The organism is Massilia sp. S19_KUP03_FR1, from assembly GCF_036688685.1.
Lineage (GTDB): Bacteria > Pseudomonadota > Gammaproteobacteria > Burkholderiales > Burkholderiaceae_D > JALYUM01.
Genome location: NZ_JAQQPS010000002.1, coordinates 15,996 through 38,335 on the forward strand (window position 1 = coordinate 15,996; position 22,340 = coordinate 38,335).

General features: G+C 65.5%; 26 protein-coding genes. 16 read left to right on the forward strand and 10 right to left on the reverse strand.

Features of this window, described 5'->3' with window-relative positions; all coding sequences use genetic code 11:
• Positions 1-8: 8 nt before the first annotated feature.
• Entirely contained in the window at positions 9-1,325 is a 1,317-nt protein-coding gene (locus tag V6M87_RS01760; RefSeq protein ID WP_332848005.1) for an amidohydrolase, read from the reverse strand.
• Here V6M87_RS01760 and V6M87_RS01765 point away from each other — a divergent pair.
• The 5 genes from V6M87_RS01765 to V6M87_RS01785 all read left to right on the forward strand — a co-directional run bounded on the left by V6M87_RS01765 (position 1,320) and on the right by V6M87_RS01785 (position 4,673).
• Positions 1,320-1,547, forward strand: a complete 228-nt coding sequence (locus tag V6M87_RS01765; RefSeq protein ID WP_332848006.1) for a hypothetical protein — start codon at positions 1,320-1,322, stop codon at positions 1,545-1,547. The genes V6M87_RS01760 and V6M87_RS01765 overlap by 6 nt on opposite strands.
• A gap of 92 nt (positions 1,548-1,639) precedes the next feature.
• On the forward strand, positions 1,640-2,629 hold the full coding sequence (locus tag V6M87_RS01770) for an alpha/beta fold hydrolase (protein WP_332848007.1): 990 nt from the start codon (positions 1,640-1,642) through the stop codon (positions 2,627-2,629).
• On the forward strand, positions 2,626-3,027 hold the full coding sequence (locus tag V6M87_RS01775) for a hypothetical protein (RefSeq protein ID WP_332848008.1): 402 nt from the start codon (positions 2,626-2,628) through the stop codon (positions 3,025-3,027). Before V6M87_RS01770 ends, V6M87_RS01775 begins: the two co-directional genes overlap by 4 nt.
• Positions 3,028-3,196: 169 nt before the next feature.
• On the forward strand, positions 3,197-3,889 hold the full coding sequence (locus V6M87_RS01780) for a PEP-CTERM sorting domain-containing protein (protein WP_332848009.1): 693 nt from the start codon (positions 3,197-3,199) through the stop codon (positions 3,887-3,889).
• A 109-nt stretch (positions 3,890-3,998) separates the two neighbouring features.
• Entirely contained in the window at positions 3,999-4,673 is a 675-nt protein-coding gene (locus V6M87_RS01785) for a hypothetical protein (RefSeq protein WP_332848010.1), read from the forward strand.
• Here the strand turns inward: V6M87_RS01785 and V6M87_RS01790 are convergent.
• The 5 genes from V6M87_RS01790 to V6M87_RS01810 form a co-directional block, all read right to left on the reverse strand.
• Positions 4,670-5,392: a glycosyltransferase gene (locus V6M87_RS01790; RefSeq protein WP_332848011.1), complete on the reverse strand. Its 723-nt coding sequence runs from the start codon at positions 5,390-5,392 to the stop codon at positions 4,670-4,672. The two genes, V6M87_RS01785 and V6M87_RS01790, sit on opposite strands and share 4 nt — an antisense overlap.
• A 15-nt stretch (positions 5,393-5,407) precedes the next feature.
• Positions 5,408-5,992 carry a class I SAM-dependent methyltransferase gene (locus V6M87_RS01795; protein WP_332848012.1) on the reverse strand — a complete coding sequence of 195 codons (585 nt, stop codon included), beginning with the start codon at positions 5,990-5,992 and terminating at the stop codon, positions 5,408-5,410.
• Complete coding sequence (locus tag V6M87_RS01800) at positions 5,989-6,762, reverse strand: PIG-L deacetylase family protein (protein WP_332848013.1); 774 nt, start codon at positions 6,760-6,762, stop codon at positions 5,989-5,991. The genes V6M87_RS01795 and V6M87_RS01800 overlap by 4 nt, the downstream gene beginning before the upstream one ends.
• Positions 6,750-7,766, reverse strand: coding sequence for an acyl-CoA dehydrogenase family protein (locus V6M87_RS01805; protein WP_332848014.1), 1,017 nt, complete (start codon positions 7,764-7,766; stop codon positions 6,750-6,752). Before V6M87_RS01805 ends, V6M87_RS01800 begins: the two co-directional genes overlap by 13 nt.
• Positions 7,767-7,853: 87 nt before the next feature.
• A complete protein-coding gene (locus V6M87_RS01810) occupies positions 7,854-8,309 on the reverse strand; it encodes a GNAT family N-acetyltransferase (RefSeq protein WP_332848015.1) in 456 nt (151 codons plus the stop codon).
• A 117-nt stretch (positions 8,310-8,426) separates the two neighbouring features.
• On the opposite strand from V6M87_RS01810, the gene V6M87_RS01815 reads away from it, so the two are divergent.
• Both V6M87_RS01815 and V6M87_RS01820 read left to right on the forward strand, forming a co-directional pair.
• Positions 8,427-10,037: a sensor domain-containing diguanylate cyclase gene (locus tag V6M87_RS01815; RefSeq protein ID WP_332848016.1), complete on the forward strand. Its 1,611-nt coding sequence runs from the start codon at positions 8,427-8,429 to the stop codon at positions 10,035-10,037.
• Between the two features lie 72 nt (positions 10,038-10,109).
• Entirely contained in the window at positions 10,110-10,451 is a 342-nt protein-coding gene (locus V6M87_RS01820) for a hypothetical protein (RefSeq protein ID WP_332848017.1), read from the forward strand.
• 28 nt (positions 10,452-10,479) lie between these two features.
• On the opposite strand, the gene V6M87_RS01825 is transcribed toward V6M87_RS01820, so the two are convergent.
• Positions 10,480-10,998: a hypothetical protein gene (locus V6M87_RS01825; protein ID WP_332848018.1), complete on the reverse strand. Its 519-nt coding sequence runs from the start codon at positions 10,996-10,998 to the stop codon at positions 10,480-10,482.
• 112 nt (positions 10,999-11,110) lie between these two features.
• Between V6M87_RS01825 and V6M87_RS01830 the strand changes: the two genes are divergently transcribed.
• The 3 genes from V6M87_RS01830 (at position 11,111) to V6M87_RS01840 (ending at position 15,461) form a co-directional block, all read left to right on the forward strand.
• A complete protein-coding gene (locus V6M87_RS01830) occupies positions 11,111-12,145 on the forward strand; it encodes a WD40/YVTN/BNR-like repeat-containing protein (RefSeq protein ID WP_332848019.1) in 1,035 nt (344 codons plus the stop codon).
• Positions 12,146-12,235: 90 nt separating this feature from the next.
• Entirely contained in the window at positions 12,236-13,759 is a 1,524-nt protein-coding gene (locus V6M87_RS01835) for an ATPase domain-containing protein (protein ID WP_442920541.1), read from the forward strand.
• Positions 13,746-15,461: an ATP-binding protein gene (locus tag V6M87_RS01840; RefSeq protein WP_332848021.1), complete on the forward strand. Its 1,716-nt coding sequence runs from the start codon at positions 13,746-13,748 to the stop codon at positions 15,459-15,461. Before V6M87_RS01835 ends, V6M87_RS01840 begins: the two co-directional genes overlap by 14 nt.
• A gap of 53 nt (positions 15,462-15,514) precedes the next feature.
• Here the strand turns inward: V6M87_RS01840 and V6M87_RS01845 are convergent, their stop codons facing one another.
• Together V6M87_RS01845 and V6M87_RS01850 are read right to left on the reverse strand one after the other, a co-directional pair.
• Positions 15,515-16,105 (reverse strand): PEP-CTERM sorting domain-containing protein, encoded by a 591-nt coding sequence (locus V6M87_RS01845; protein WP_332848022.1) that lies wholly within the window; start codon positions 16,103-16,105, stop codon positions 15,515-15,517.
• A 259-nt stretch (positions 16,106-16,364) separates the two neighbouring features.
• The gene (locus tag V6M87_RS01850) at positions 16,365-16,949 is read right to left on the reverse strand and encodes a PEP-CTERM sorting domain-containing protein (protein ID WP_332848023.1); all 585 of its coding nucleotides are present in this window, start codon (positions 16,947-16,949) and stop codon (positions 16,365-16,367) included.
• 325 nt (positions 16,950-17,274) lie between these two features.
• Between V6M87_RS01850 and V6M87_RS01855 the strand changes: the two genes are divergently transcribed.
• From V6M87_RS01855 to V6M87_RS01870, 4 genes are all read left to right on the forward strand, one after another.
• The gene (locus V6M87_RS01855) at positions 17,275-17,517 is read left to right on the forward strand and encodes a hypothetical protein (RefSeq protein ID WP_332848024.1); all 243 of its coding nucleotides are present in this window, start codon (positions 17,275-17,277) and stop codon (positions 17,515-17,517) included.
• Positions 17,518-17,589: 72 nt separating this feature from the next.
• Positions 17,590-18,075, forward strand: coding sequence for a fumarylacetoacetate hydrolase family protein (locus V6M87_RS01860; protein ID WP_332848316.1), 486 nt, complete (start codon positions 17,590-17,592; stop codon positions 18,073-18,075).
• Positions 18,076-18,187: 112 nt separating this feature from the next.
• A complete protein-coding gene (locus V6M87_RS01865; RefSeq protein WP_332848025.1) occupies positions 18,188-18,595 on the forward strand; it encodes a hypothetical protein in 408 nt (135 codons plus the stop codon).
• Positions 18,596-18,682: 87 nt separating this feature from the next.
• A complete protein-coding gene (locus V6M87_RS01870) occupies positions 18,683-19,501 on the forward strand; it encodes a hypothetical protein (protein WP_332848026.1) in 819 nt (272 codons plus the stop codon).
• A gap of 7 nt (positions 19,502-19,508) precedes the next feature.
• Here the strand turns inward: V6M87_RS01870 and V6M87_RS01875 are convergent, their stop codons facing one another.
• Positions 19,509-20,396 (reverse strand): DJ-1/PfpI family protein, encoded by an 888-nt coding sequence (locus V6M87_RS01875; RefSeq protein ID WP_332848027.1) that lies wholly within the window; start codon positions 20,394-20,396, stop codon positions 19,509-19,511.
• A gap of 148 nt (positions 20,397-20,544) precedes the next feature.
• Here V6M87_RS01875 and V6M87_RS01880 point away from each other — a divergent pair, with 148 nt between their 5' ends.
• Both V6M87_RS01880 and V6M87_RS01885 read left to right on the forward strand, forming a co-directional pair.
• Entirely contained in the window at positions 20,545-21,651 is a 1,107-nt protein-coding gene (locus V6M87_RS01880) for a sensor histidine kinase (RefSeq protein ID WP_332848028.1), read from the forward strand.
• Positions 21,639-22,337, forward strand: coding sequence for a LytR/AlgR family response regulator transcription factor (locus V6M87_RS01885; RefSeq protein ID WP_332848029.1), 699 nt, complete (start codon positions 21,639-21,641; stop codon positions 22,335-22,337). Before V6M87_RS01880 ends, V6M87_RS01885 begins: the two co-directional genes overlap by 13 nt.
• The last annotated feature ends 3 nt before the right edge of the window (positions 22,338-22,340 follow it).

Sequence of the window (22,340 nt, forward strand, 5' to 3'; positions counted from 1 at the left end):
ACGGGCGCTTAGCCCTTCGGCGGCATCAGGTCCAGCAAGATTGCCGTTTCCGCCTTGATGGTATTGGTCACGGTCGGCTTGAAGTCCGGCGCCCATTGCGGCGAATGGGTGCCCGGCAGCGGCTGGCCGGCCTTGCGTGATGCATCCAGGCGCGCTGCGTCGACTGCGCCCACGTGCAGCAGGATCGCCTTCACGCCCGGCTGCAGCCCGAACTGCGAAAAGTCTTCCGACGTCATCTTGGACGGCATCTCTTTCACGAAGTCCGGCCCGACCGCGCCCTGCAGCGTGGTGACCATTCGGGCCATCAGGGCCGGATCGTTGTAGACCGAATCGGTGCCCGGCTTGACTTCGACCAGCGGCTCCTTCGGCGCGCCGGCGGCCATCGCTTCGCCCTTGGCTTCGCGCGCGATGCTGGCCAGGATGCGCTGGCGCACTTCCGGCTTGAAGGTGCGCACCGACAGCTGCAGCGTGACCTGATCGGGAATGATGTTGGCGACCGTGCCGCCGTGGATGCTGCCGACCGTGATCACGGCCGGATCGAGCGGATTGTTTTCGCGCGAGACCAGCGTTTGCAGGGCCAGCACGATGCGCGACGCCATCACGATCGGGTCGCGCGTTTCCTGCGGTACGGCGCCGTGGCCGCCCTGGCCGTAGACGGTGATGTTGACCACGTCCGACGATGCGCGGAACGCGCCCGCGTGGTACATGATCACGCCCGACGCGCCGCTGGCGTCGTCATGCATCGACAGCGCGTAGTCCGGCTTCGGGAAGCGCGTGAACAGGCCATCCTTGAGCATGGCGGCTGCGCCGGAGACCGTTTCTTCGGACGGCTGGCCGACCAGCATCAGGGTGCCGCTCCAGGCCTTGCGGTTGTCCGCCATCAGTTTCGCCGTGCCGTACCAGGCCGACATGTGCAGGTCGTGGCCGCATGCGTGCGCCACCGACACGGTTTCGCCGGCGCCGGTTTTGGTGGTGACCTTGCTGGCAAACTCCAGGCCGGTTTTTTCCAGCAGCGGCAAGGCATCCATCTCGGTGCGCAGCATCACGGTGGGGCCGGGGCCGTTGCGCAGGATCGCGACCACGCCGGTGCCGCCGACGCCGGTGGTGACTTCGTAGCCCAGCGATTTGGCAAGCTTGGCCAGGTTGGCAGCAGTCTTGTGTTCGGCGAAACCGAGTTCCGGGTTGCGGTGCAGTTGCTGGTACAGCGACTCGACGGCGGGATAGTTGGCAGCCAGCTGCGCGGCGAATGGCGCCGGCAATTCGGCCGCGGTGGCGGCGCCGGACAACAACAGGCTGGCGAGGAGGCAGGAAGGCTTGATTTGCATGAGGTTCTCATTAACGAAGTGATGGGGACGCCTGGTGACGTCCATTTCGAGATTAACATATCCGTACGGCAACGCCAACGCGACAACACGCCGCGCGCCCAGTCGGCAATGCGCCTGGATTCCCGGCGCAGCGTGCTGATCCCGTTCCCGTCGAGCTTTTTCAACAACAATGTTCGCAGGGAGGCCGGTCCGGGAATGGCGAGCCCCGTGCCGCTGCTGTAATGAATGAATTGTGCCTTTTGGTTGTAGTTATTCAACCAGTATGTGCCTGCTGGGCTACACTGCAGAGCATCCCAAACCTCTCCGTTTATCACATGAAAACATGCCTGTTTCTGGTACTGGCCAGCGCCTCCATGTTGGCTTCGGCAGCACCTGTCGACGCGTTCGCCAAGGCGCAGCGCCTGGTCGATATCGGCGGCCGCAAGCTGAACCTGGTCTGTAGCGGGACCGGTGCGCCGACGGTCGTGTTCGAGGCGCAGTCCGGCTCAGCGGGACGGGTCTGGTGGGATGTGCAGCCAAAGGTGGCCGCGCGCACGCGCGCCTGCGCCTACGACCGGGCCGGTTTCGGCTTCAGCGATGCCGCGCCGCGCCAGGCCGATCTGGCCAGCTCGGTCGACGATTTGCACGCGCTGCTGCGCGCCGCCGGCGAGAAGGGGCCGTACGTCATGGTCGGCAATTCACTCGGTGGCGGCATCGCCCTGCTGTACCGCTGGCGCTATCCGGACGAGGTCAGCGGGCTGGTCCTGATCGAGCCGATGCACGAGGAGGACAGTGCGCGCGCGAATGCAGCCAGCCAGGGGAAAATGGCCGCGATGGAAGCGCAGAACGACGCCATGATGGTCGCCTGCACCGACCAGGGCGCCAAAGGCTTCGTGGCCGGGACCGAACTGTACGACGCCTGTATCGGCGGCGTGATGCCGTCCTTTCCCAAAGCGCTCGGCAGCGTGGACCTGCAACAGCGGCGCACGCCGGCGTACTGGAAAGCGATGCGCGCCGAGCAGCAAGCCCTGCCGGCAGACTTCGCCCAGTTGCGCGCCGCGCGCACATCGCTCGGCAACCTGCCACTCATTGTGCTGGCGCGCGGCGTGAGCCCGTATGCGGTGCCCGGGCAGCCGCAGAGCGACTTGAACAAGGCCACCGAACTGGCGAATTTCAGCTTGCAGGCCGAGACCGCGGCATTGTCGAAACAAGGCAATGTGGTCGTCGTCGCGGGGGCTGGCCACGTCGTGCAGGAAACCCATCCGCAGGCCGTGGTGGCGGCCGTCGACGACGTCGTCGAGCGCGTGCGGCAGGGCGCCAAATGAGCTTGCAGCAACTTGATTTTGCCACGCTGCTGCGCCTGGCGCAGGCGTCGAACGCCGTCACCGTCGCGTGCAGCTGCATCGCCGTGCCGCTGGCGGCGTGGCAGGCGCTGCCGCTGTCGCTGGAGCTGGCCCGCTTTGAGGATGTCGGCACGCTGGTGGACGATCCTTATGACGAGCCGACCTTCGCCGAGTACCACCCGGCACGCACGCACTACGACGACGCCGCCGCACCCATCGCGCCGCGCTACTATCCCTTCAACCGCTGCAGCGTGGCGCGCTGCATGCAGTGCGGCCGCATCTACCTGCGCTATAACGAGGCGGGCGGCTACTTCACGGAACTGCGCATCCGGGCCTTGCAAGCGTGGCTGCTGGTGGACGCGGCGCTGCCGGACGCGTAAGGCCAGCGCTGGGTTGTGTGGAAAAGTTGCCACGAAGTCTATCTATATGATCAACTTTGCGTGACGAAATTGACGCGCCCTGCCTATACTGGGTGCGGAAATACGCGCACGAATCAGTTTCAGACTGTCTGATTCTCCCAACAAAATCCCGAACGTTCCCGGAGCTCCCATGACTTCGATTAAATCTTTCCTGGTTTCGCTTTTGCTGGCTACAGCTGCACTTGCCGGCGCGCCTGCGCTCGCCGTCCCCACAGTTATTACGTTCGACTCGGGCGACCCGATCGGCGGCTTGGGCGAGGGCGCGGTCCTGGCCAACCAGTACGCCGGCTACGGCGTGACGTTTGCGCCGAACGCCTTTACGGGGCCCGGCGTATCCGGCGCAAACTGGGCCACGAACACGAACATGAGCATCGCCAACAGCAGCGGCGGCAATGTGGGCGGGCTGGGCAACCCGGCGCTGGTCAGCGGAAACCTGCTGCACAGCTTCAGCGGCTGGCTTGGCGAAGATGGTCACCCGAGTTTCTCGGCTTTTTTCAGCACCGGCATCAACTTCTTCAGCGCCGACTTTGCCGGCGTGTCGGTGGCTGCAAATGTCCGCATCCTCGCTTACCAGGGGGCGACCTTGCTGGGCACGGTGGTCGGCGCGACGAGCGGCCAATTTAACCTTGCCTTCGCCAGCAGCGTCCTGTTCGACCGTATTGTCATTCTCCCCGGCGGCTTCGACGACTGGGTCGGCGTCGATAACATCACGTTCAACCAGGCTGCGCTCCCGCCGGCCGGCGTGCCCGAGCCGGCAACGATGGCGCTGTTGGCACTCGGCCTGGCCGGCGTGGCGTTCGCGCGCCGCCGCCACGGCAAGTAAAGCGGAGCAAGATCATTGTCGTTGAAGTGCGCGTGCGGCCCGGCTATACTCTTGGTATATGCCCAATCTCTCGCTGAGTCCTTTCCCGGTTGCACCCTTGGATCGCCGCGTGGCCGGCGTTGCCGTCACGCTCGTGGTCCATCTGCTGCTGCTCCTTGGCTGGACCATGGCGCGCCGTCCGCCGGCGTTGGAAGATGGCCCGCGCACTGCCATTACCTGGATCGACCTGCCGGCGCCCGTGGCGCTGCCGGCGCCGCGCCGCGTCGCGTCGCCGGCAGCGCCTTCTGCAGCGCCGGCCGCAGCGCAGCGGCGCCCTGTACTGGTCGCGCCCACGATCTCCGCCCCGGCCCCGGCCATCACGGTGGCGCCGCCGGCGTCCCTGTCGGCCGATGCACCCGCGCCGCCTGGCGCGGAAACCATCATGGAACGTGCGCGGCGCAGCGCCGGCGCGGTCGACCGCGCCCTGCGCAAGGAAAACCGGCCGTACATCGTCGCGCCGCTCGACAGCCCGCAGATCCGCATGCAAAACGGCATGGCGAAGGCGCATGACATGGCGCCGCCCAAATTGTGGGAAGCGCCCAAGGTCGAGGAGATGGTCAACCAGACCGGCGATGGCATGCGCCGCACCCGTGTCATCACGGGCAACGGCACCTACTGCATCTCGGAGCGCGCGACCAATGCCAGCGTCGAGACGATCGAACGGCACGGCAAGCTGAGACTCACCAATTGTGCCCAGCACGAAGACACGGCCACGCAGCAGGAATGGCGCACGGCGCGCGACTAGGGATCGGTGGCAACCTGCAAGGCGCCGGTCGCCGCCGCCACCACGGCCAGGATGGTGTCGCCAAAGCCGCCACGCGCGCGCGCGTCCGTACGCGCGCTGGTCACCACGCGCGGCGCGGCGCTCCAGGCGAAGCGGGCGCCAATGCGTTCCAGTGCCGCCACCAGGTACACGTCTTCGTGGCATGACACCGGCTGAAAACCGCCCGCCTTGCGGTAGGCCACGGCGCACACGCCCAGGTTGGCGCCGTGGATGTGGCGGTGGCCGTCGCGGTCGTTGTAGGTCTGGCTGAAGTGCGTGCGCAGCATCGCGGCCTGGCCTGCGTGGGGCGACCAGTCGTCCACCGCCACCGAGCCGCAGACCACGTCCACGCCCAGCGCCAGTTGCTGCTCCAGCCACTCGGGCGAGACCTGGGTGTCGGCATCGGTGAAGGCGAGCCAGCGCACGCCGCGCGCCAGCAGGCGGTCGGCGCCGGCAGCGCGGGCCGCACCGACCTTGCGCTTGTCGATCTGCGACCAGCTCAGCGCCACGTGGGCCGACTGGCGGCGCTGCTGCCAGCGTTTGAGTACATCTTCGGTGCCGTCGTCGCAGTCGTCCAGGACCACGTGGATCAGGACTGTTTCGCCGTGCAGGGCCGGGTGGCCGGCGGCCACGTACAGCGCGGCCAGGCAGCCGGGCAGGCACGCTTCTTCATTATGGGCAGGAATGACAATGCCGAGCATCCAGGTTCTCCAGTTTCAGGCGCGCAGCCAGCCATCAATTAAAAAGTCGGTTTCCACGTGCTGCACGCACGCGGTCAGTTGCGGCGCGGCGTGGGCCGCGCCGTGCACGAAATCGGCGCTGGTCAGGTAGTCGTCGTACGGGTGGCGGCAGTGGCACATCAACAGCAAGCCGCCCGGCGCCAGCGTGGCCACGATGCGCGCCATCATTGCGTGCCAGTCGTCGGCCGGAAAGTAGTAGGCCAGTTCGCTGACCACGACCAGGTCGAAGGCGCCAAGGTCGTCGGGCCAGTCTTGGGGCAAGCGGCGCTGCTCGATCGCGGCATTCGCATGGCAGGCGACGCGCGCGCGCCCGGCCGCCACCGCGCTGGCCGAACCGTCGCACGCAAGGATGCGCTCGCAGCGCGGCGCCAGCGCAGCAGTCAATTCACCATTGCCGCAGCCTGGCTCGAACGCGTTGGCGTAGCGCGCCTGCGGCAGGGACGCCAGCAGCAGCGCGCGCTTGCGCTGCTCGTACCACGCGTCACGCACGTGCCAAGGGTCGGGCGACTGTGCGTACAGCGCTTCGAAATGGGCGGCCTGCTGCGCCGTCAGGGCGCTCATGTGAAGTACATTTCAAAAGGGTTCAACAGGCGTTCGAGTGTATTGCGCGTGAGGATGGCGTCGTGGCCGGACGCGTCGTCGGACACCAGCTGGCTTTCGAAGCATGCCAGCGCGGCGCGCTTGCGCGCCAGGGTGGCGTCGTCGAGCATCAGCCGGCGCGCATCGTCGAGCGGCATGGCGGCATCGCCTGGACGGCTCCAGTGCCAGCCCCAGATGGGCGCTTCGACCAGCGCGGCGCCGCACGCGCTGGCCGCCGCCGCGCAGGCGCGCGCAGTCGCTTCGTGGTCCGGGTGGCCATCGTGGCGCCAGGTGGTGAGCAACAGGTCGCCCGCTGCGATCAGGGATGCCAGCGTGCGCGCCAGCTCCGCTTCGCGCGCGGCCACGCTACCGTCGGGCAGCGCCAGGCGCGTCACGGGCACGTCGTCGATGCCGAGCACGGCCAGCGCGGCCATGGTTTCGTCCGGGCGCGCAGCCTGCAGGCGGCTGCGCGTCCAGGTAGAGGAACCCGGGTGGCTCGCTTCGCCGTCGGTGACCGCGACGATCAGCAGCGGCATGCGCATGGCGGCCAGCTGCTGCAGCAAGCCGCCGCAGGCCAGCACTTCGTCGTCGGGATGGGGCGCGACGATCACCACGCGGGTCGCGCTGCCCACCAGTTGCGCGCAATCGGTGAGTGCGACCGCGGCCAGCGCGGCATCGGTTCGCCAGGCGTCAGCGCTGGTGCCGGCGCCGACGATCAGGCGGTTTTCGAGCGCCGGGTTCAGAGTTGCCATGGTGCGGCCTCCAGTGTAATGGCGCGGCCCAGCGCTTCCAGGTCGCGCTCGGCGTGGCTCTGGCGCAGGAACACCGGCAGGTCGGCAAACAGGCGCGCCAGCTGCGCGTCCTTGCACAGCGGGCCGGCGCCGAGCGCGCGGCCGACGGCATGCAGCACCGTGTTGGCGCACTGTTCGACCGCCAGACGCACGCGCATGGCGCGGGCAAAGCCGTCGGCGCGGGGGGCGGCGTCGATCTGCGCCGCGGCCTCGCGCAGCAGCGCGCCAGTCGCCTGCAGGGCGACGTCGACCTCGCCCAGTTGGGTCAGGCGATGCACGTCGACCGGCTGGCCGGCGGCCAGGCGCTGCGCCAGCGCCGCGTGCAGCGCGCCGCCCAGCGCCTGGGCGGCGCCGAACCAGCACGCGGCCACGCCGGCGCCGCCATGCCAGAAGCCGGGGCGCGCGACGTAAAAATCCGCCTCGCCAACCAGCGTGACCGCCGCGCCGACGAACACCACGTCGACGCTACGCGAGCCGGCCATGCCGACTGCATGCCAGCCTTCGTCGGTGACGCTGACGCCGGCCTGGTTCAGCGCGACCGCCGCGAGGCAGGCTTTGCCGGCCTCGTTCCAGCAGCTCACCAGCGCGTGCGTCACATGGGCCGCACCGGAACACCAGGCTTTGCGTCCGGATACGGTGAAGCCGGCCACGTCGTGGCGCAGCACCAGGCGGGCAGCGGGCGCTTCGGCGCACCAGGTCGCCCACAGGCCAGCTGCGGCGTCCATGCCCGCTTCGGCCAGAATGGCGATGGCGTCGGTGTGCCCCTCATACAGTTTGGCCAGGGTCAGGTCATGGGCGCCGACGGCAGCGAGCATTTGCCAGCGCGCCAGGGTGGCACCGGCGCCGGCGCCGGGTAAGGGCGGGCGGTCGAGGCCACGCTGCTGCAGGCGATGCAGGGTATTGATGGGCTCGCAGTCGCGCTGCTCTGCCAGCACGCTGTCGATCGAAGGTAGGGAGGTACGCATCTGGTAGTAACAAAAATGGAATAACCAGATGATCCGCTTGCGCTGCACGCAGAACTGTACGCTCACGCACCGAGCAACGGTTTCAGGTCAGAGCGCCAGCGTGTAGAAGCGGCTGAACGGGTCTTCCTGGTAATCGCCGAACGGGCCAGTCTCGACGAACCCGGCGCCCAGGTACAGGGCGTGGGCCGCGGCGAAGCCGGCGGGGGCGCCGGTTTCCAGGCTCAGGCGCTGGTAGCCGCGCGCGCGCGCCACGCCGATGATGTGCTGCAGGATGGCCTTGCCGGCGCCGCGCCGGCGCAATGCGTTCGGGGTGCGCATCGACTTGATTTCGCCGTGCCCGGCATCGAGTTCGCGCAACGCGCCGCAGCCAGTGAGCGTGTCGCCGTCCCACGCGGACCAGAAACTGATGGATGGATGGCGCAGCTTGTCGAGGTCGAGCGCGAACACGCATTCCGGCGGCGACAGGGCGCGCATCCCTGCCATGTGTTCTTCCAGCAAGGCGTGAATCGCCGGGTGGGTCAGATCGTCGAGCCGGATATCCATGTTTTTTTCTCCATTGACACGAAAGCATCATCATGCCACCAACGATGCCGCTGGGAAAGCCCCGGCTGCGCTGGATGCGTGTGTTACATTAGCGCCCCGGCATTCCGATCTCTCTCCATGCGGTTCCATTTTCGCAGCGGCACCCTCAAATCTCGCGTCACCGCCTTGTTGATCCTGCTGGTTTTCCTGGCAGCAGGGCTGGTGGCGCTGGCATCGCTGGCCATCGCCGAGCGCAAGATGCGGGTGGTGGTGGGTGACCAGGAGCAGGCGCTGTTGACCAGTGTGGCCGCCTATATCGACAAGGACCTGGAAGCGAAACGCCTGCTGTTGTCGAGCCTGGCCGAAGCGCTGGACGAGGACACCCTGCACGACCCGCGCCGGCTGCAGTCGCTGCTGGAGCGCCGCACCACCTTGCGCGCCATGTTCTTTAATGTGGTCGCGTTCGACCCGAGCGGCAAACTGATCGCGAGCCTGGCCGACCCGCGCACCATCGGCACCATCAACGTGGCCGAGCGCGACTATTTTCGCGCCTCGATCGCCGCCCATCAAGGCCTTTTGTCGGCACCGTTCAAGAGCAGGATCTCGGGCAAGCCGACCGTGCTGGTGACCGAGCCGGTGTATGACCAGGCTGGCAATTTCGTGTTCCTGCTGGCCGGGGCCATCGATTTACAGCAGCCAAGTTTTCTCAGCCAGATCAATGCCCTGAAACCGGGCACGACCGGCTATCTGTTCATTGTCACCACCGACGGGCTGATTGTGCAGCATCCCGAATCCGGGCGCTTGCTGGGCAACGTCCGCGACCATGGTGCGGCCTCGCCGTCGATGCTGGACGCCTTGCGCGGTGTGGATGGCTGGGCCATCGGCGCCAGCCGTACCGGCGCGCCGGCGCTGCTGAGCTACAAGCGGCTGCGCACGGCCGACTGGATCGTCGGCTCGGTCTATCCGCTGGGGGAAGCGTTCGCGCCGCTGATCGACATGCGCTTCAATTCGCTGGTGGCGTCGGCGGGGGTGGCGGCGGTCGCTGGCCTGATTGGCTGGCTGACGGTGCTGCGCCTGTTGCGCCCGTTCGGCGCGCTGCGTCAGCACGTAGCGCGGCTTTCCGGCGGCGGCAGCGACATCAGCGTGTTCAATGTCGGCCGGCAGGATGAATTCGGCGACCTTTCACGCGCTTTCTATGGCCTGTCGCAGCAGCGCGCCAGGGCCGAGGCGGCGCTTGAAGCGCAGGCGCGCACCGATCCGCTGACCGGCCTGCATAACCGGCGCATGTTCGAAGAAACCTTCGACGCCGCCATCGCGCGCGCGCGGCGCACCCGCACGGCGCTGGCGCTGGCCTATCTCGACATCGACCATTTCAAGCGCATCAACGACACGCTTGGCCATGGCGTGGGCGACCGGGTGCTGATCGAATTCGCGCGCCGGCTGAACCAGGCGGTGCGCGCCACCGACACCGTGGCGCGTCTGGCCGGCGATGAATTCGTGGTCATTTTCGAGAACCTGGCCGACCCGGCGCTGCCGCAAGCGATGGGGCAGAAAATTCTGGCTGCGATGCAGGGCGACTTTGCGGTGGGCGACCAATTTGTCAGCGTCAGTTGCAGTGTCGGTATCGCCACGGGCAGCGCCCAAAATGCGACAATGGAGCAATTCCTGGGCAGCGCCGACGCTGCCCTGTACGCCGCCAAGGACGCCGGGCGCGGGCGCGTTTCCCTGCGGGCGGTCGCGCCGGCTTGAAAAAAGAGCAAACGCCCCCATCATTGGCAGCCTTGGCAAGCGTTGCCTCACCCACCGAGAAGCGAGAAGCATTTGCAAGGCAAGTTGAACCAGGATGAGATGGATGTGTTGCTGGCCCTGGAGCAGGGTCAATGGCGCGGTGCGCTCGAAAAGGAAGCGCCGATGCCGCGCCGCCTGTTCGAATTCGGCCTCGTCGCGCGCCAGCCGGACGGCGAGCTGAGCTTATCGAAGCAGGGCGAGCGGGCGCTGTTCCAGCACAAGTGCGTGAGCGTGCTGGGTCAGCTCGAAGACGGCGGCGCGCTCGATGGCAGTGTGGAGCGGTGGCTGCTGTCGAGCGGGTTTATCGCGGGGGCGCCGGCCAAGATGACGAAGCGTGGGCAGCTTTGGCTGGACTCGGTGGCGGGCGAAGGCTAGCGCTGTTGCTGTCCCGTTCGGTCCGGTATCAATGCACCTTCGCCGAGATCGCGTAATTGCTGACGCCCGTTTCCTCGTCATGCCGCAAGAACGTGGCCCCGACATGAAACCACGCCTCCGCTGACAGCAGGTGGCAGGCCAGCGGCAGCAAGCGCGTTTCCTCGCATTCGAGCCGCAACGCCAGGTTGCCGCAATACGCTTTCAGGAACGCCGGCAGCGACACTGCCCCTGGATAACGCAGGCATTCGTGCAGGCCGGGTAGCATCTCGCTGCCCATGCGCGCCAGCTGTTCAATTTCCCGCACCGAACTGCGCTCCGCCTCGCTGCCGCCGTCACCGAGCGCCGCGGCCGTGCGCAGGGCCGGCAGCAGGCAATTGTCGAGGCGTACCCGCTGGCGCGTTTCGGCGAATTCGATCAGGCGCTCGGCGCGCTCGCGGACCTGGGCCGGTGCGAAGGCCTGGATGCTGAGCTGCAGTTGCTGGATATACCGGCGCGCGCAAGCGCGCTCGCTGTCGATGATCGCCAGTGCGTAGCGCGCCAGCAGCATGATGCTCTCCCATTTTTCAAGGCAGTTGCCAGCCTAGTCGCAGCGTGTGACAGGGGCATGACCTGCGCGCTGTTGTAAAATCGTCAGCATTGCCCACCACCCGAGACCGTTCATGCACCTGCGCACCTTGCCCTTGTTTCTGTTGCCTTGCCTTGCAGCATTTGCCGCCGAACCGGCCTGGCAAGCGCAGGATAGCGGCGTCACCGTCGAGCTGCGCGGCCTGTCCGTGGTCAGCGCCAAGGTGGCCTGGGCCAGCGGCGCGAACGGCACGGTGATCCGCACCGTCGACGGCGCGCACTGGGCGGCGGTGAATGTGCCGGACGCTGGCGCGATCGACCTGCGCGACATCCACGCGCTCGATGCCGACACCGCAATCGCAATGGGCGCCGGTACTGGCGCCGCCTCGCGCATTTACCGCACCACCGATGGCGGCGCTTCCTGGAAGTCGACGGCGATCAACGCCGTGGCGGCCGGCTTCTGGGACGCGCTGGCGTTCTGGGACGCGCGCCGTGGCCTGTTGTTGGGCGACCCGGTCGACGGCGTGTTTCAGGTGTATACCACCGGCGACGGCGGCCTGAGCTGGCAGGCCAGGGCAACGCGGGGACTGGAAGCGCTGGCAGGGGAGGGCGCCTTTGCCGCCAGCGGCACCTGCCTGTCGGTGGCCGGCAGCAACGACGCCTGGATCGTCTCGGGCAGCGCCGCGCAGGCGCGCGCGTTTCACTCGGCCGATGGCGGCATCAGCTGGCAAGCGGCGCTGCTGCCGATCGCCGCCGCGGCGCCCAGCCGCGGCGCCTTCTCGGTGGCATTCCTCGACCGCCGCACCGGCATGGCCGCCGGGGGCGATTACCGCGCGCCAAAACTGGACACCGGCAATGGCGCCCGCAGTACCGATGGCGGCGCCACCTGGCAGGCGGCGTCGATCTTGCCGTCCGGCTTCATGTCGGTGCTGGCCACGGTGCCGGGTGCGCCCAGGGCCATCGTCGCGGCGGGGCTGGCCGGCAGCGGCTATTCGCTCGATGCCGGCCTGACCTGGACAGAACTGGGCAGCGTGCCGATGAATACGGTCGGTTTTGCCTCCGGCACGGCGGGCTGGGCAGTGGGGCCGAAAGGACTGGTCATGGCGTATCGGGGGCCGGTCTTGCGCTGAGGTGCAGCACCTTGACGTGGCGTGGCGTGCGCCATCGTGCCGTGGGTTTGGATAAAGTACGGTCGAGCCTCGTTGCATAATGTTGAAAACATGTCCATGACCGAATCATCCAGCACCCATCAGCCCTCCGCCACGCCGCGCATGTCGACCGGTATTGCCGGCCTCGATACCATCCTCGGCGGCGGCCTGACGCCGCAGCGTATTTACCTGGTGGAGGGCACGCCGGGCACCGGCAAAACCACCGTCGGCCTGCAATTCCTGCTCGAAGGCGTGGCGCTGGGCGAGCGCGGGCTGTACATCACGCTGTCCGAAACGCAGGACGAGCTGGAGGCGGTGGCCGCCAGCCATGGCTGGTCGATCGCTGCCTTTTCGATTGTCGAACTGGCCAGCGAGACCGAGCTCGACGCCAATTCGCAGCAATCGATTTTTCACTCGTCCGAAGTGGAGCTGGGTGAAACCGCGCGCAAGGTGATGACGCGGGTGGACGACTACAAGCCGGCGCGGGTGGTCTTCGACAGCCTGTCCGAGCTGCGCCTGCTGGCGCAAAATCCGCTGCGTTACCGGCGCCAGATTCTGGCCTTGAAACAGTTCTTTTCCACGCGCGCGTGCACCGTGCTGCTGCTCGACGACCGCTCGGCCACGACGTCCGACCAACAACTGCACAGCATTGCGCACGGGGTCATCCGCCTCGAGCAGCTGCCGCAGGAATTCGGCAAGGAGCGACGGCGCGTGTCGATCGTCAAAATGCGTGGCATCAAATTTCGCGGCGGCTTCCACGACTACATCCTTGACACCGGCGGCATCGTCATGTTCCCGCGCCTGGTGGCGGCAGATCACAGCGGCGCGTTTCAGCCGATGATTCACTCGACCGGCATGCCCGGCATCGACGCCATGCTGGGCGGCGGCCTGGCGGCCGGTACCAATACGCTGGTGGTGGGGCCGTCCGGGATCGGCAAGACCACCTTGTCGGCCCAGTGCCTGCTGGCGGCGCTGCAGCGCGGCGAGGCGGCGTCGCTGTATCTGTTCGATGAGGGCCTGGGTACCTTTTTTGCCCGTACCGCGGCGCTGGCCATGGACTTGTCCGGCTACATCGCCAGCGGCCAGTTGAAAGTCCAGCACGTCGACCCGGCCGAACTGGCGCCGGGCGAGTTTGCCCACATGTTGCGCGGCGACGTGGAAAACATGGGGGCGCGTTTCATCGTCATCGACAGCCTGAACGCCTACCTGCAAGCGATGCCCGGCGAGCAATACCTCACCTTGCAGATGCATGAATTGCTGACGTATCTGAACGGGCAGGGCGTGACCACCGTGCTGATTCTGGGCCAGCACGGCCTGATCGGCGACATCCGCGCCGACATTGACATGAGCTACCTCTCCGACGCCACCCTGATGCTGCGCTTTTTCGAGTCGAACGGCAGGCTGCACCGCGCGGTCACCGCCATCAAGAGCCGCATCAGCGACCATGCGCTGACCATCCACGAATTGCGTATCGGCGCGGCCGGCATTGAAGTGGGCGCGGCGCTGGAAGGGTTCGAAGGCGTGCTGTCCGGCCTGCCCACCTACCGCGGCAAGACGCCGATGCTGCGCGACGACAGTGCCCATGCTGCGCCATAAGGTGAGCGCCAGTTTCGAGGAGCGCTTGCTGGTGCTGGCGCCGCGCGGGCGCGACCAGGACGTGATCCTGCGCGTGCTGCAGGCCCAGGGCATTGTGTGCGAAGGGATCGACACCCTGGCCGCACTGGTGGACGCGATGGCGGCCGGCGCCGGCGCGGCCCTGCTGGCCGAGGAGGCGCTGCGCAGCGCCGACATCGCCAGCCTGATCGGCGCGCTCGAGGCGCAGGAAGCCTGGTCCGATTTTCCGTTCGTGATCCTGGTGTCGTCGGAAAATGTGAAGGCGCGCCAGGAATCGAATGTGCTGCTGGCGCGGCTCGGCAACGTTATCATGCTGGAGCGGCCCCTGAACACCGAAACCTTGCACAGCGCCACCCTGGCCGCACTGCGCGGGCGGCGCCGCCAGTATGCGGCGCGCGACGTGCTGCTCGACCTGTCGCGCACGGCCGACAGCCTGCATGGCAGCAAGGCCGAACTGGTGCGCCTGAACGAAACGCTCGAATCGCGCATCGACGAGCGCACGCGCGCGCTGGCGCTGGCCAACGACCGCCTGATGACCGAAGCGTTCGAGCGCGAACGGGTCCAGCAGGCGCTGATGCAGTTCCAGAAAATGGAGGCGGTGGGCCAACTCACCGGCGGCATCGCCCACGATTTCAACAACCTGCTCAATGTTGTGCAGGGCAGCATGGACCTGATCCTGATGATGTCGCAGGACGCCACCACCCGGCGCCGCGCCGAAGTGGCGCGCAAGGCGTGTCAGCAGGGGGCCAAACTGACCAGCCAGCTGCTGGCGTTTTCGCGCAACCAGCGCCTCGACCTGAAACCGACAGCGGTGCCAGCGATGCTGGCCGGTGTGCGCGAACTGCTGGCCACCTCGCTCGGCTCCAGCGTGCAGTTTTCCATTGACGTCGAGGACAGCGCCCATTGGGTCATGGCCGACACCAACCAGATGGAAATGGCCTTGATTAACCTGGCCATCAATGCGCGCGACGCCATGCCGGGCGGCGGCCAACTGCGCATTCATGCGGCCCGTGCCGTGCCGCCGGTGGAACTGAACGCCGGAGAATATGTCCGGATTGCCGTCACCGACACCGGCGAAGGGATGAGCCCGGCCGTCATGGCCAAGGTGTTCGAGCCGTTCTTCACCACCAAGGGCGTGGGCAAGGGAACCGGTTTGGGTTTGTCGCAAGTGTATGGCATGGCGCAGCAATCGGGCGGCAGCGCGCGTGTTACCAGTACGCAGGGCGAGGGCACGACGGTCGAAATCTGGCTGCGCGTGGCTGCCGCGCCGGCGCGTGCTGTGCAGGTGGAAGCGCGCAGCGGCCCGCGCCGGTCGCAAACCGGCGCGCGCATCCTGGTGGTGGAAGACGACAGCCTGGTGCGCCAGTCGATGGTGGAATCGCTCGAGGCGCTGGGCTACCTGGTCACGCCGGCCGGCGACGGCGAAGCGGGCTTGCGCGAACTGCAGCGCGAGCGCCCGCACCTGATGATCACCGACTACCTGATGCCCGGCATGACCGGCGCCGAGCTGGTGCAGCGTGCCAGTGTCGATTATCCCGGCCTGCCGATGATTATCTCGACCGGGTACGCCGACATGGAGGCGGTGGACAAGGTCATCGGCAGTAATTATGTGCTGCGCAAACCGTTCGAGCTGTCGGAGCTGGCCAACAGCGTCGACAAGGCGCTGCACAGGATGCACACGTAAAAATGGCCCGGGGTGCAGCCCGGGCCATCCTGCCGCAGTACGGAATCGATCGCTTACGCGGCCGCTTGCATGCCGGCCCGGCGGCGGCGGCCGCAATAGCCCATCATGGCCAGGCCAGCGCCGAGCAGCAGCGCGCTGCCTGGCTCGGGGACGTCGCTTGCAGGAACCGGGTCGCCGGCGAAGTAGAACGTGACGCTGCCGAAGTTCCAGATGCCGTCCGGGGTCACCTTTTCATCATCGAAAAATTCGCTAAACTCCAGGCGCAGGATGCCATCGGCGCCGACACTGAAGCTCAGGTTCTGGGCAAGCAGGTTCACCAGGCGCGAGTACATTCCCGTCGCCGATGCGTCCACGTTGAATGCCGGGGCGAGGTTCCCGCCGACCGACCTGATCGAATCGGTGTAGGTCAGGGTGACTTCGGAAAGCCAGCTGGGATCGAACGCCGTAAGGTTGACGTTGTAAGCAATGCCGGTAACCGTCGCGTTCGCGCCCACGTCGAGCAGGAAGACCGGATTTTGCGGCGCACCGAGTTGGCCGTAGCTCTGGATGCCGCGCACGTCGAACGTGATCGGTGTCGCAAACACGGATGTGCAAGCAAAAACGGACAAACCGATCAGCAGTTTATGTAGTGAACGCAGCAACATGACCATCTCCGAAAGTGTAGGCATATTAGTTATGCAAAAAGCATGCCAGTCAAGATGATTATGCCATGTGGTTGATTTATATAGATAAATTAAATTCAGTCGATTGATCGGCTTGTGAAATGTAAGTTTTATCGACAGTAAAATTATTTGAACAATAAACTTGTTTTCATAAGTCTATAAAAACCGTTCATTATTAATTCTGCATATAAAAAGCAGCTTGCCCGGGCCTGTATGCAGGGGCCGCGCTGCTCTTGCCCTGTCAAGCAGCATCTTTCGCGTGACGGCGGCGCGCCGAATAGGCCATCAGCGCCAGGCCAGCGCCCATCAGCAGTCCGCTGGCAGGCTCGGGGACGTTGCCGGGCGGCGTATCGACAGCGTCGGTGGTGAAGGTGATGGTGCCGAAATTCCACATGCCGTCAGGCGACACTGACGCATCGTTGAAGTCTTCATAGAACTCGAGGCGGAGCAGGCCGTCGGCGCCCACCTGGAAGTCCAGGCCCAGATCGACCAGACTGGCCGAGCCTGCGTAACTAGCGGTGCCTGGATGGTCATCCTCAAAGCCTGGTGTAAAGAACACGCCGGTCGACTGGTCCGTGTCGCCAAAATACAAGCTCAGTTCGGACAGGTAGCTTGGCCTAAATGCGGTGACGTTGACGTTGTACGAGACGTCGGTAATGGTAGCGAAGGCACCCACATTAAAGGAGAGAACCGTATTCGCGCTACTGCCCTCTGCGGCATAGCTGCGGATGCCGGCAACATTCACGACCAGCGGTGCTGCAAACACGGAAGTGCAGGCCAGTAAGGACAAGCTGACGATTAATTTGCTCAGGGATCGCATGGTCATGGGATTCTCCGGTTCAGGTGAAATTATCCAGCGAGCAGAAAGCGTGCCAGTGATTTATTTTATTCTAACTACTTGATTTCTATAAAATAAAAACACGACGATCGATATGCGTTTCATTAGCTGTAAATTTTCTCGACAGCCGGCGCTTATTCGAAGAACGATGTATTGAATTAATGAAAGTTAACTTCTATTTATTGAAATATTGCTGAGATATATTGTTGTATTGCGCGTATGTTCTCTTGGCATTTCAAGGTTCAAGCCGATGACATGATTTGCTCGACACTGGCTGGCAGTCCCAGCACAACAATATCAACGGAGCAAACCCATGACAAACCGCCGCAACCTGCTCAAGGCAGGCACTTCCACCCTCATCGGCGGTCTGATCGCCAGCGCCGGCCGCGCCGTCTCGGCCCAGGACACCGTGCCTGCTGCTGCTGCTGTGAACGTGCGGTCGGTGCCGCCGCTGGCCGCCAGCCTCGGCATGCGCGCCTGGCGACCTGTGCCCTGGGTGCGAGCGCTACCCCCGGCCTGGTGGTGGTGCTCGATGACGGGGCCATGGTCGACGTGAAAGCCGGCCGGCCTTGAACAACTGCGTCTGCTGGTCGAGCGGGCGGCGCAACGCAAGACCGGCTTGCTGCCGGTGGCGCAGGCGCGCTTTCTGTCGCCGATTCCGCGCCCGGACCGCAACATCTATTGCGTCGTCTGGAATTATCTGGACCATTTCGAAGAAGGCAAAAACGCGCGCGTCGACAAGGTCGTCGACAAGCTGCCCGATCACCTGGTGTTCTTCACCAAGGGCAAAAGCCTCGATGGCCACGGCCCGATGGGTCCGTGGATTGTCAGCGCGGCCGGTGTGAAACTCGATGACGTGCGCGTGATCTGCCGCGTCAACGGCGTGGAAAAGCAGAATGGCAGCTACCAGCAGATGTACTTCAAGATCCCGCGCATCATCGCCGAACTGTCGCGCGGGATGACGCTGGAACCGGGCGACATCATCGCCACCGGCACGCCGTCGGGTGTCGGCTTTGCGCGCAAGCCGCAGGAGTTCCTCAAGGACGGCGATGTGATGGAGACCGAGATTACCGGGGTGGGCGTGATCCGCAACACGATTCGCGCGAAGACGTAAGCCTTGAGGGTGTTTGTCGTCGATCACGGCCTGGTCCGCATCGTCGGCCAGTGCGCCGCGGCTTCCGTTACACTGGGGCACTTCCGACCAACTTGCCAGCAGGAGCCACGCCATGCACGACCTCACCCTCCCCGAAAAAATCTGGCAGCGCGCCTGCGGCAATGGACCGGCATCGCCAGGCACGGGCGACATCGCGCTGATGGCATTGCTGACGTTTCACGGCCTGGTGATGAACATGGGCGCGCTGCATGCCATCAAATGCCTGAGCGCCGACCAGGTGGCCGCGTCGCGCGCCGCGTATCGCTATTTTGGCTTCGGGAATATTGCCGGCATTATCGGGGCAGGGCAGCATGCCATCGCCCAGGAACTCGATGCGTGCGAGCTGGAAGAGACGCTCGAAGAAGCCTACGGCGCCATCATCGATAACGACGCTGTGCTGTTGAAGGCTTTCGAGGACCATTACGCGCATGCACCAGCGGACTACGCAGCGCTCGCGGACGGCGCGGCAGGGCAGTTGTAGACCCCGTTCTATTCGGTTCGCATGAAATAAAAAGAAGTTGATTTGTGGTTATTATTTGTTTTTATAATAATTTCTGGAGATCACTTCATGCAAACCAAACTGGCAGTTCCCGCACTTTCGCTAGTGATGGCAACCCTGCTCGCTGCATGCGGCGGCGGTGGTGGCGACAGCGCCTCGCCTGCAGCGGCCGCGCCCACCACGCCAGCCACCACCACGCCCGTCGTCACCACCCCCGCACCGGTTCTGGCCAGTGCGCAGGACACGTATATCGGCACGCTCTCGGACGGGCGCGAGCACCAGACCATCGTGCTGGAAAACGACCAGTTCTATACGATGTACGGGCGCACCGCTGGCGGCGCTTTCGGGATCGAAGGCTTCTTGCAGGGCAACGGCAAATCGAATAACGGCAGTTTCAGCGCCACCGACGTGGTCGATTCCACCACCACCACGCTGCGGACGGGTGCGACGGTCACTGCGACGTATGCGCCGGGCGTCAGTTTGAACGGCAGCGTGGTGGAAGCCGGCAGCAGCGTGAGCTTTACCAGCGCGCCGATCAGCACCGCTGTCTTCAATTACAACGCCACGCCCAAGCTGACCGACCTGGCCGGTTCGTGGAGCCTGACTTCCCTGCGTGGCACCTCGAACATCTTCACGGTGACCTCGACCGGCGCCTTCACCGCCACCTCGGGTGCGTGCACCTTCAGTGGTGCATTCGTGCCACGCGCCTCCGGCAAAAACATTTTCGATGTCAACATGACGTTCGGCGCGGCGCCGTGCGTGCTGGCCGGGCAAACCATCAAGGGCATCGCTGTCAGCTATGTGCTCACCAACGGCAAGCGCCAGCTGATCATCGCCGGCCTCGATGCCGGTCGCACCAACAGCGCAGCGTTTGTCGGCGTGCGCTAACAACCTTCTAAGCCAGGAAAGGCATGGGCGCGGCGTCGAAACTGTTTTTGTGCGCGTCCATGCAAAAGTAATAGGTCCGGCGCCTGAAGATCGACGATGGCGCCGTCGCCTTCTCGACGGCCATGTCGCACACCGGGCACAGCGGATGCGCGGCGGTCCCGCGCGGCCGTTTTGCATACGCCTGGTTCGAGCGCGGATCGAGCCAGCCCAGGCCCTGGTACTCGAGCGTGTAAGCAGTGTTGCGTGCTACCGCGCGGCCGAAATACCGCTCCACCACGCGCAACGCCAGATCGATGCCCGACGACAGTCCGCCGGAGGTGGCGAACTTGCCGTCTTCCACGAAGCGCGCGCCTCGCTGCAAGGCGATGTCGGGGAACTGCATGGCAAATTCCGTGAAGTTGCCATGGTGGGTCGTCGCCGCTTTGCCGGACAACAGTCCCGTTTTGGCCAGGATAAAAGCGCCGGCGCAGACCGACATCGTCAGGTCGGCGCCGACGCTCGCATCGCGTATCCAGGCCAGCACGGTGTCGCTGTGGTTGCCCTGGGCCGGGATCACGATCAAGTTCGGCGGCGGCGCGGTGGCGAAGGTGTAGTCGGGAGTGATGGTCATGCCACCGGTGGCCTTGATCGGGTCGCGCGTCGCGCCGACTGTGTACAGCTGAAAGGCATTCTGCTGCGGCTGGCCCGGTATGCCCACGGCGGTGAACACTTCCCATGGACCGGCAAAGTCGATGACTTGGGCATTCCTGGACAACAAAAACGCCACCGTGATGGGCCCTGCGGCCGGTGGCCGCAGGGGGCTGGCCGGCGCCGCCCGGGCGCCTGCTGCCGCGATTGGCAAGCCCGCCGTCAACGCGGCTGCCGTCGACAAACGAAAGAGGGAACGTCGGTTCATGCTGGATCCTTTTGATTGAAACACCCTGCCGGGCAAGGCTTGCAGTGTCCCATCGCGCCGCTGTTTGCACGATGCGTCCGGCTGCAGCTGGCCGTGGCTTGGCTGCAAAATGCGCCCGGCGCTGCGCCATCTTCCTTATGATGGTGCCATGAACCAACGCTCTTCTTCCTTTACGCAAATCTGGCGCTACGCCAGTGGCGCCTGGCTCGCGCTCGGCCTGTTCGACGCCACCCAAACGTTGATTTCCATGCGCGCCATGGACATGCACCACGCCTGGACGACGCTCTTCATCGTGTCGGTGCTGTCGTGGGCCGTGTGGGCGGTATTTACGCCCATCCCGCTGATGCTGCAGCGGCGCTTTCCCTTGCCGTCGCGCGCGCCGCAAGCGTGGCTGGTCCACGCGGCTGCGTGCCTGGCGATCGGCGTGGCATGGGCCGCATGGACGTCCATGCTCGAGCATGTCACCAATCCGTTCGCGTACCACCATGGCCCGGATCCTTTTCTGCCCCTGCTGCGCTCGAAATTCCTCGGCAACCTGGTCGGCGACGTGGTGTTCTATGGCGCGATTCTGGTGTTTTCCGCCAGCGTCGACGCGCGCGCGCGGCTGTTGCAGGAGCAGGCCGCCGGGGCGCGCCTGGCGGCGCTGCTGGCCCAGTCGCAACTGGCCGCCCTGCGCCTGCAGCTCGAACCGCACTTCATCTTCAATGCGCTCAACGCCATCACGGCGCTGATTCGGGAGAAACGCGAAACCGAGGCCATCGCCATGACCGCCGGCCTGGGCGACCTGCTGCGCCGCGTGACCGACCAGTCCGCGCGCCAGTTCGTGAGCGTCGCAGAAGAGTGCGATTTCCTGCACAAATACCTCGACATCCAGTCCATGCGTTTTGGCGAGCGGCTGCGCTATCGGATCGACGTCCCCGCCCACCTGATGCACGCGCAGGTGCCGGATTTTATCGTCCAGCCGTTGGTGGAGAACGCCATCAAGCACGGTATTGCCAGGCGCGCCAGGGGTGGCGCTTTGCGGGTGACGGTCGCCAGCGATCACGCGCGGCTCACGGTCAGCGTGGCCAACGATGGCCCCCTGTTGCCGGAGCAGATCGTGGAAAGCGTCGGCCTCGGCAACACGCGCCAGCGCCTGCGCGCGCTGTTCGGTGACGAGCAGGCGTTGACGCTGCAAAACGATGGCGCGTCCGGGGTCGTGGCCACCATCTCGCTGCCGCTGGACGCAGAGAACTGGCCAGTATGCGCGTCCTGATCGTAGACGACGAACCGCTGGCGCGGCGCAACCTGGCCGTCCTGCTGGCGCGCGATCCGGCGCTGCTGGTGGTGGGCGAATGCGGATCGGCCGAATCAGCGTTGGCCGCCATTGCAACGCTGGCGCCCGACCTGGTGTTCCTCGATATCGACATGCCCGAATGCGACGGCTTCGAGCTGCTCGAGCGATCTGGCCCGGCGCCGAGGTTCGCGCTGGTGTTCGTCACCGCGCACCATCAATTCGCGTTGCGGGCTTTCGAAGTCGGGGCGCTCGACTACATCCTGAAACCGTTCGACGACGCGCGCTTCGAGCGCGTGCTGGCGCGGGCGAAAGAGCAGCTGCGCCTGCCCGGTGCCAGCGCGCGCTTCCTGATCAGGAACGGTGCCACGCTCGAGGTGGTGAAGTTTTGCGACATCGACTGGATCGAAGCGAGCGACTATTACGTGACCTTGCATGCGGGCGGCAGGGCCCACATGCTGCGCCGCAGCCTGGCGGAACTCGATGGGCTGCTGGCCACGCACGGCTTCCAGCGCATCCATCGTTCCGCGATCGTCAACCTGGACCGGGTCGGCGCGCTGGGCATCGGCGCCGACGGCGAATACGACGTGGTGCTGGCAAGCGGCGCGCGCCTGCGCATGAGCCGACGCTATCGCCAGGCGGTGCGCGACCGGATGGCAGGGATGTAATGC

Coding starts and splice junctions, on each gene's coding strand:
- V6M87_RS01760 (WP_332848005.1), bottom strand. CDS start 1,325: ATGCAAATCAAGCCTTCCTGCCTCCTCGCCAGCCTGTTGTTGTCCGGC.
- V6M87_RS01770 (WP_332848007.1), top strand. CDS start 1,640: ATGAAAACATGCCTGTTTCTGGTACTGGCCAGCGCCTCCATGTTGGCT.
- V6M87_RS01775 (WP_332848008.1), top strand. CDS start 2,626: ATGAGCTTGCAGCAACTTGATTTTGCCACGCTGCTGCGCCTGGCGCAG.
- V6M87_RS01780 (WP_332848009.1), top strand. CDS start 3,197: ATGACTTCGATTAAATCTTTCCTGGTTTCGCTTTTGCTGGCTACAGCT.
- V6M87_RS01790 (WP_332848011.1), bottom strand. CDS start 5,392: ATGCTCGGCATTGTCATTCCTGCCCATAATGAAGAAGCGTGCCTGCCC.
- V6M87_RS01795 (WP_332848012.1), bottom strand. CDS start 5,992: ATGAGCGCCCTGACGGCGCAGCAGGCCGCCCATTTCGAAGCGCTGTAC.
- V6M87_RS01800 (WP_332848013.1), bottom strand. CDS start 6,762: ATGGCAACTCTGAACCCGGCGCTCGAAAACCGCCTGATCGTCGGCGCC.
- V6M87_RS01805 (WP_332848014.1), bottom strand. CDS start 7,766: ATGCGTACCTCCCTACCTTCGATCGACAGCGTGCTGGCAGAGCAGCGC.
- V6M87_RS01810 (WP_332848015.1), bottom strand. CDS start 8,309: ATGGATATCCGGCTCGACGATCTGACCCACCCGGCGATTCACGCCTTG.
- V6M87_RS01815 (WP_332848016.1), top strand. CDS start 8,427: ATGCGGTTCCATTTTCGCAGCGGCACCCTCAAATCTCGCGTCACCGCC.
- V6M87_RS01825 (WP_332848018.1), bottom strand. CDS start 10,998: ATGCTGCTGGCGCGCTACGCACTGGCGATCATCGACAGCGAGCGCGCT.
- V6M87_RS01830 (WP_332848019.1), top strand. CDS start 11,111: ATGCACCTGCGCACCTTGCCCTTGTTTCTGTTGCCTTGCCTTGCAGCA.
- V6M87_RS01835 (WP_442920541.1), top strand. CDS start 12,236: ATGTCCATGACCGAATCATCCAGCACCCATCAGCCCTCCGCCACGCCG.
- V6M87_RS01840 (WP_332848021.1), top strand. CDS start 13,746: ATGCTGCGCCATAAGGTGAGCGCCAGTTTCGAGGAGCGCTTGCTGGTG.
- V6M87_RS01845 (WP_332848022.1), bottom strand. CDS start 16,105: ATGTTGCTGCGTTCACTACATAAACTGCTGATCGGTTTGTCCGTTTTT.
- V6M87_RS01850 (WP_332848023.1), bottom strand. CDS start 16,949: ATGACCATGCGATCCCTGAGCAAATTAATCGTCAGCTTGTCCTTACTG.
- V6M87_RS01855 (WP_332848024.1), top strand. CDS start 17,275: ATGACAAACCGCCGCAACCTGCTCAAGGCAGGCACTTCCACCCTCATC.
- V6M87_RS01865 (WP_332848025.1), top strand. CDS start 18,188: ATGCACGACCTCACCCTCCCCGAAAAAATCTGGCAGCGCGCCTGCGGC.
- V6M87_RS01870 (WP_332848026.1), top strand. CDS start 18,683: ATGCAAACCAAACTGGCAGTTCCCGCACTTTCGCTAGTGATGGCAACC.
- V6M87_RS01875 (WP_332848027.1), bottom strand. CDS start 20,396: ATGAACCGACGTTCCCTCTTTCGTTTGTCGACGGCAGCCGCGTTGACG.
- V6M87_RS01880 (WP_332848028.1), top strand. CDS start 20,545: ATGAACCAACGCTCTTCTTCCTTTACGCAAATCTGGCGCTACGCCAGT.
- V6M87_RS01885 (WP_332848029.1), top strand. CDS start 21,639: ATGCGCGTCCTGATCGTAGACGACGAACCGCTGGCGCGGCGCAACCTG.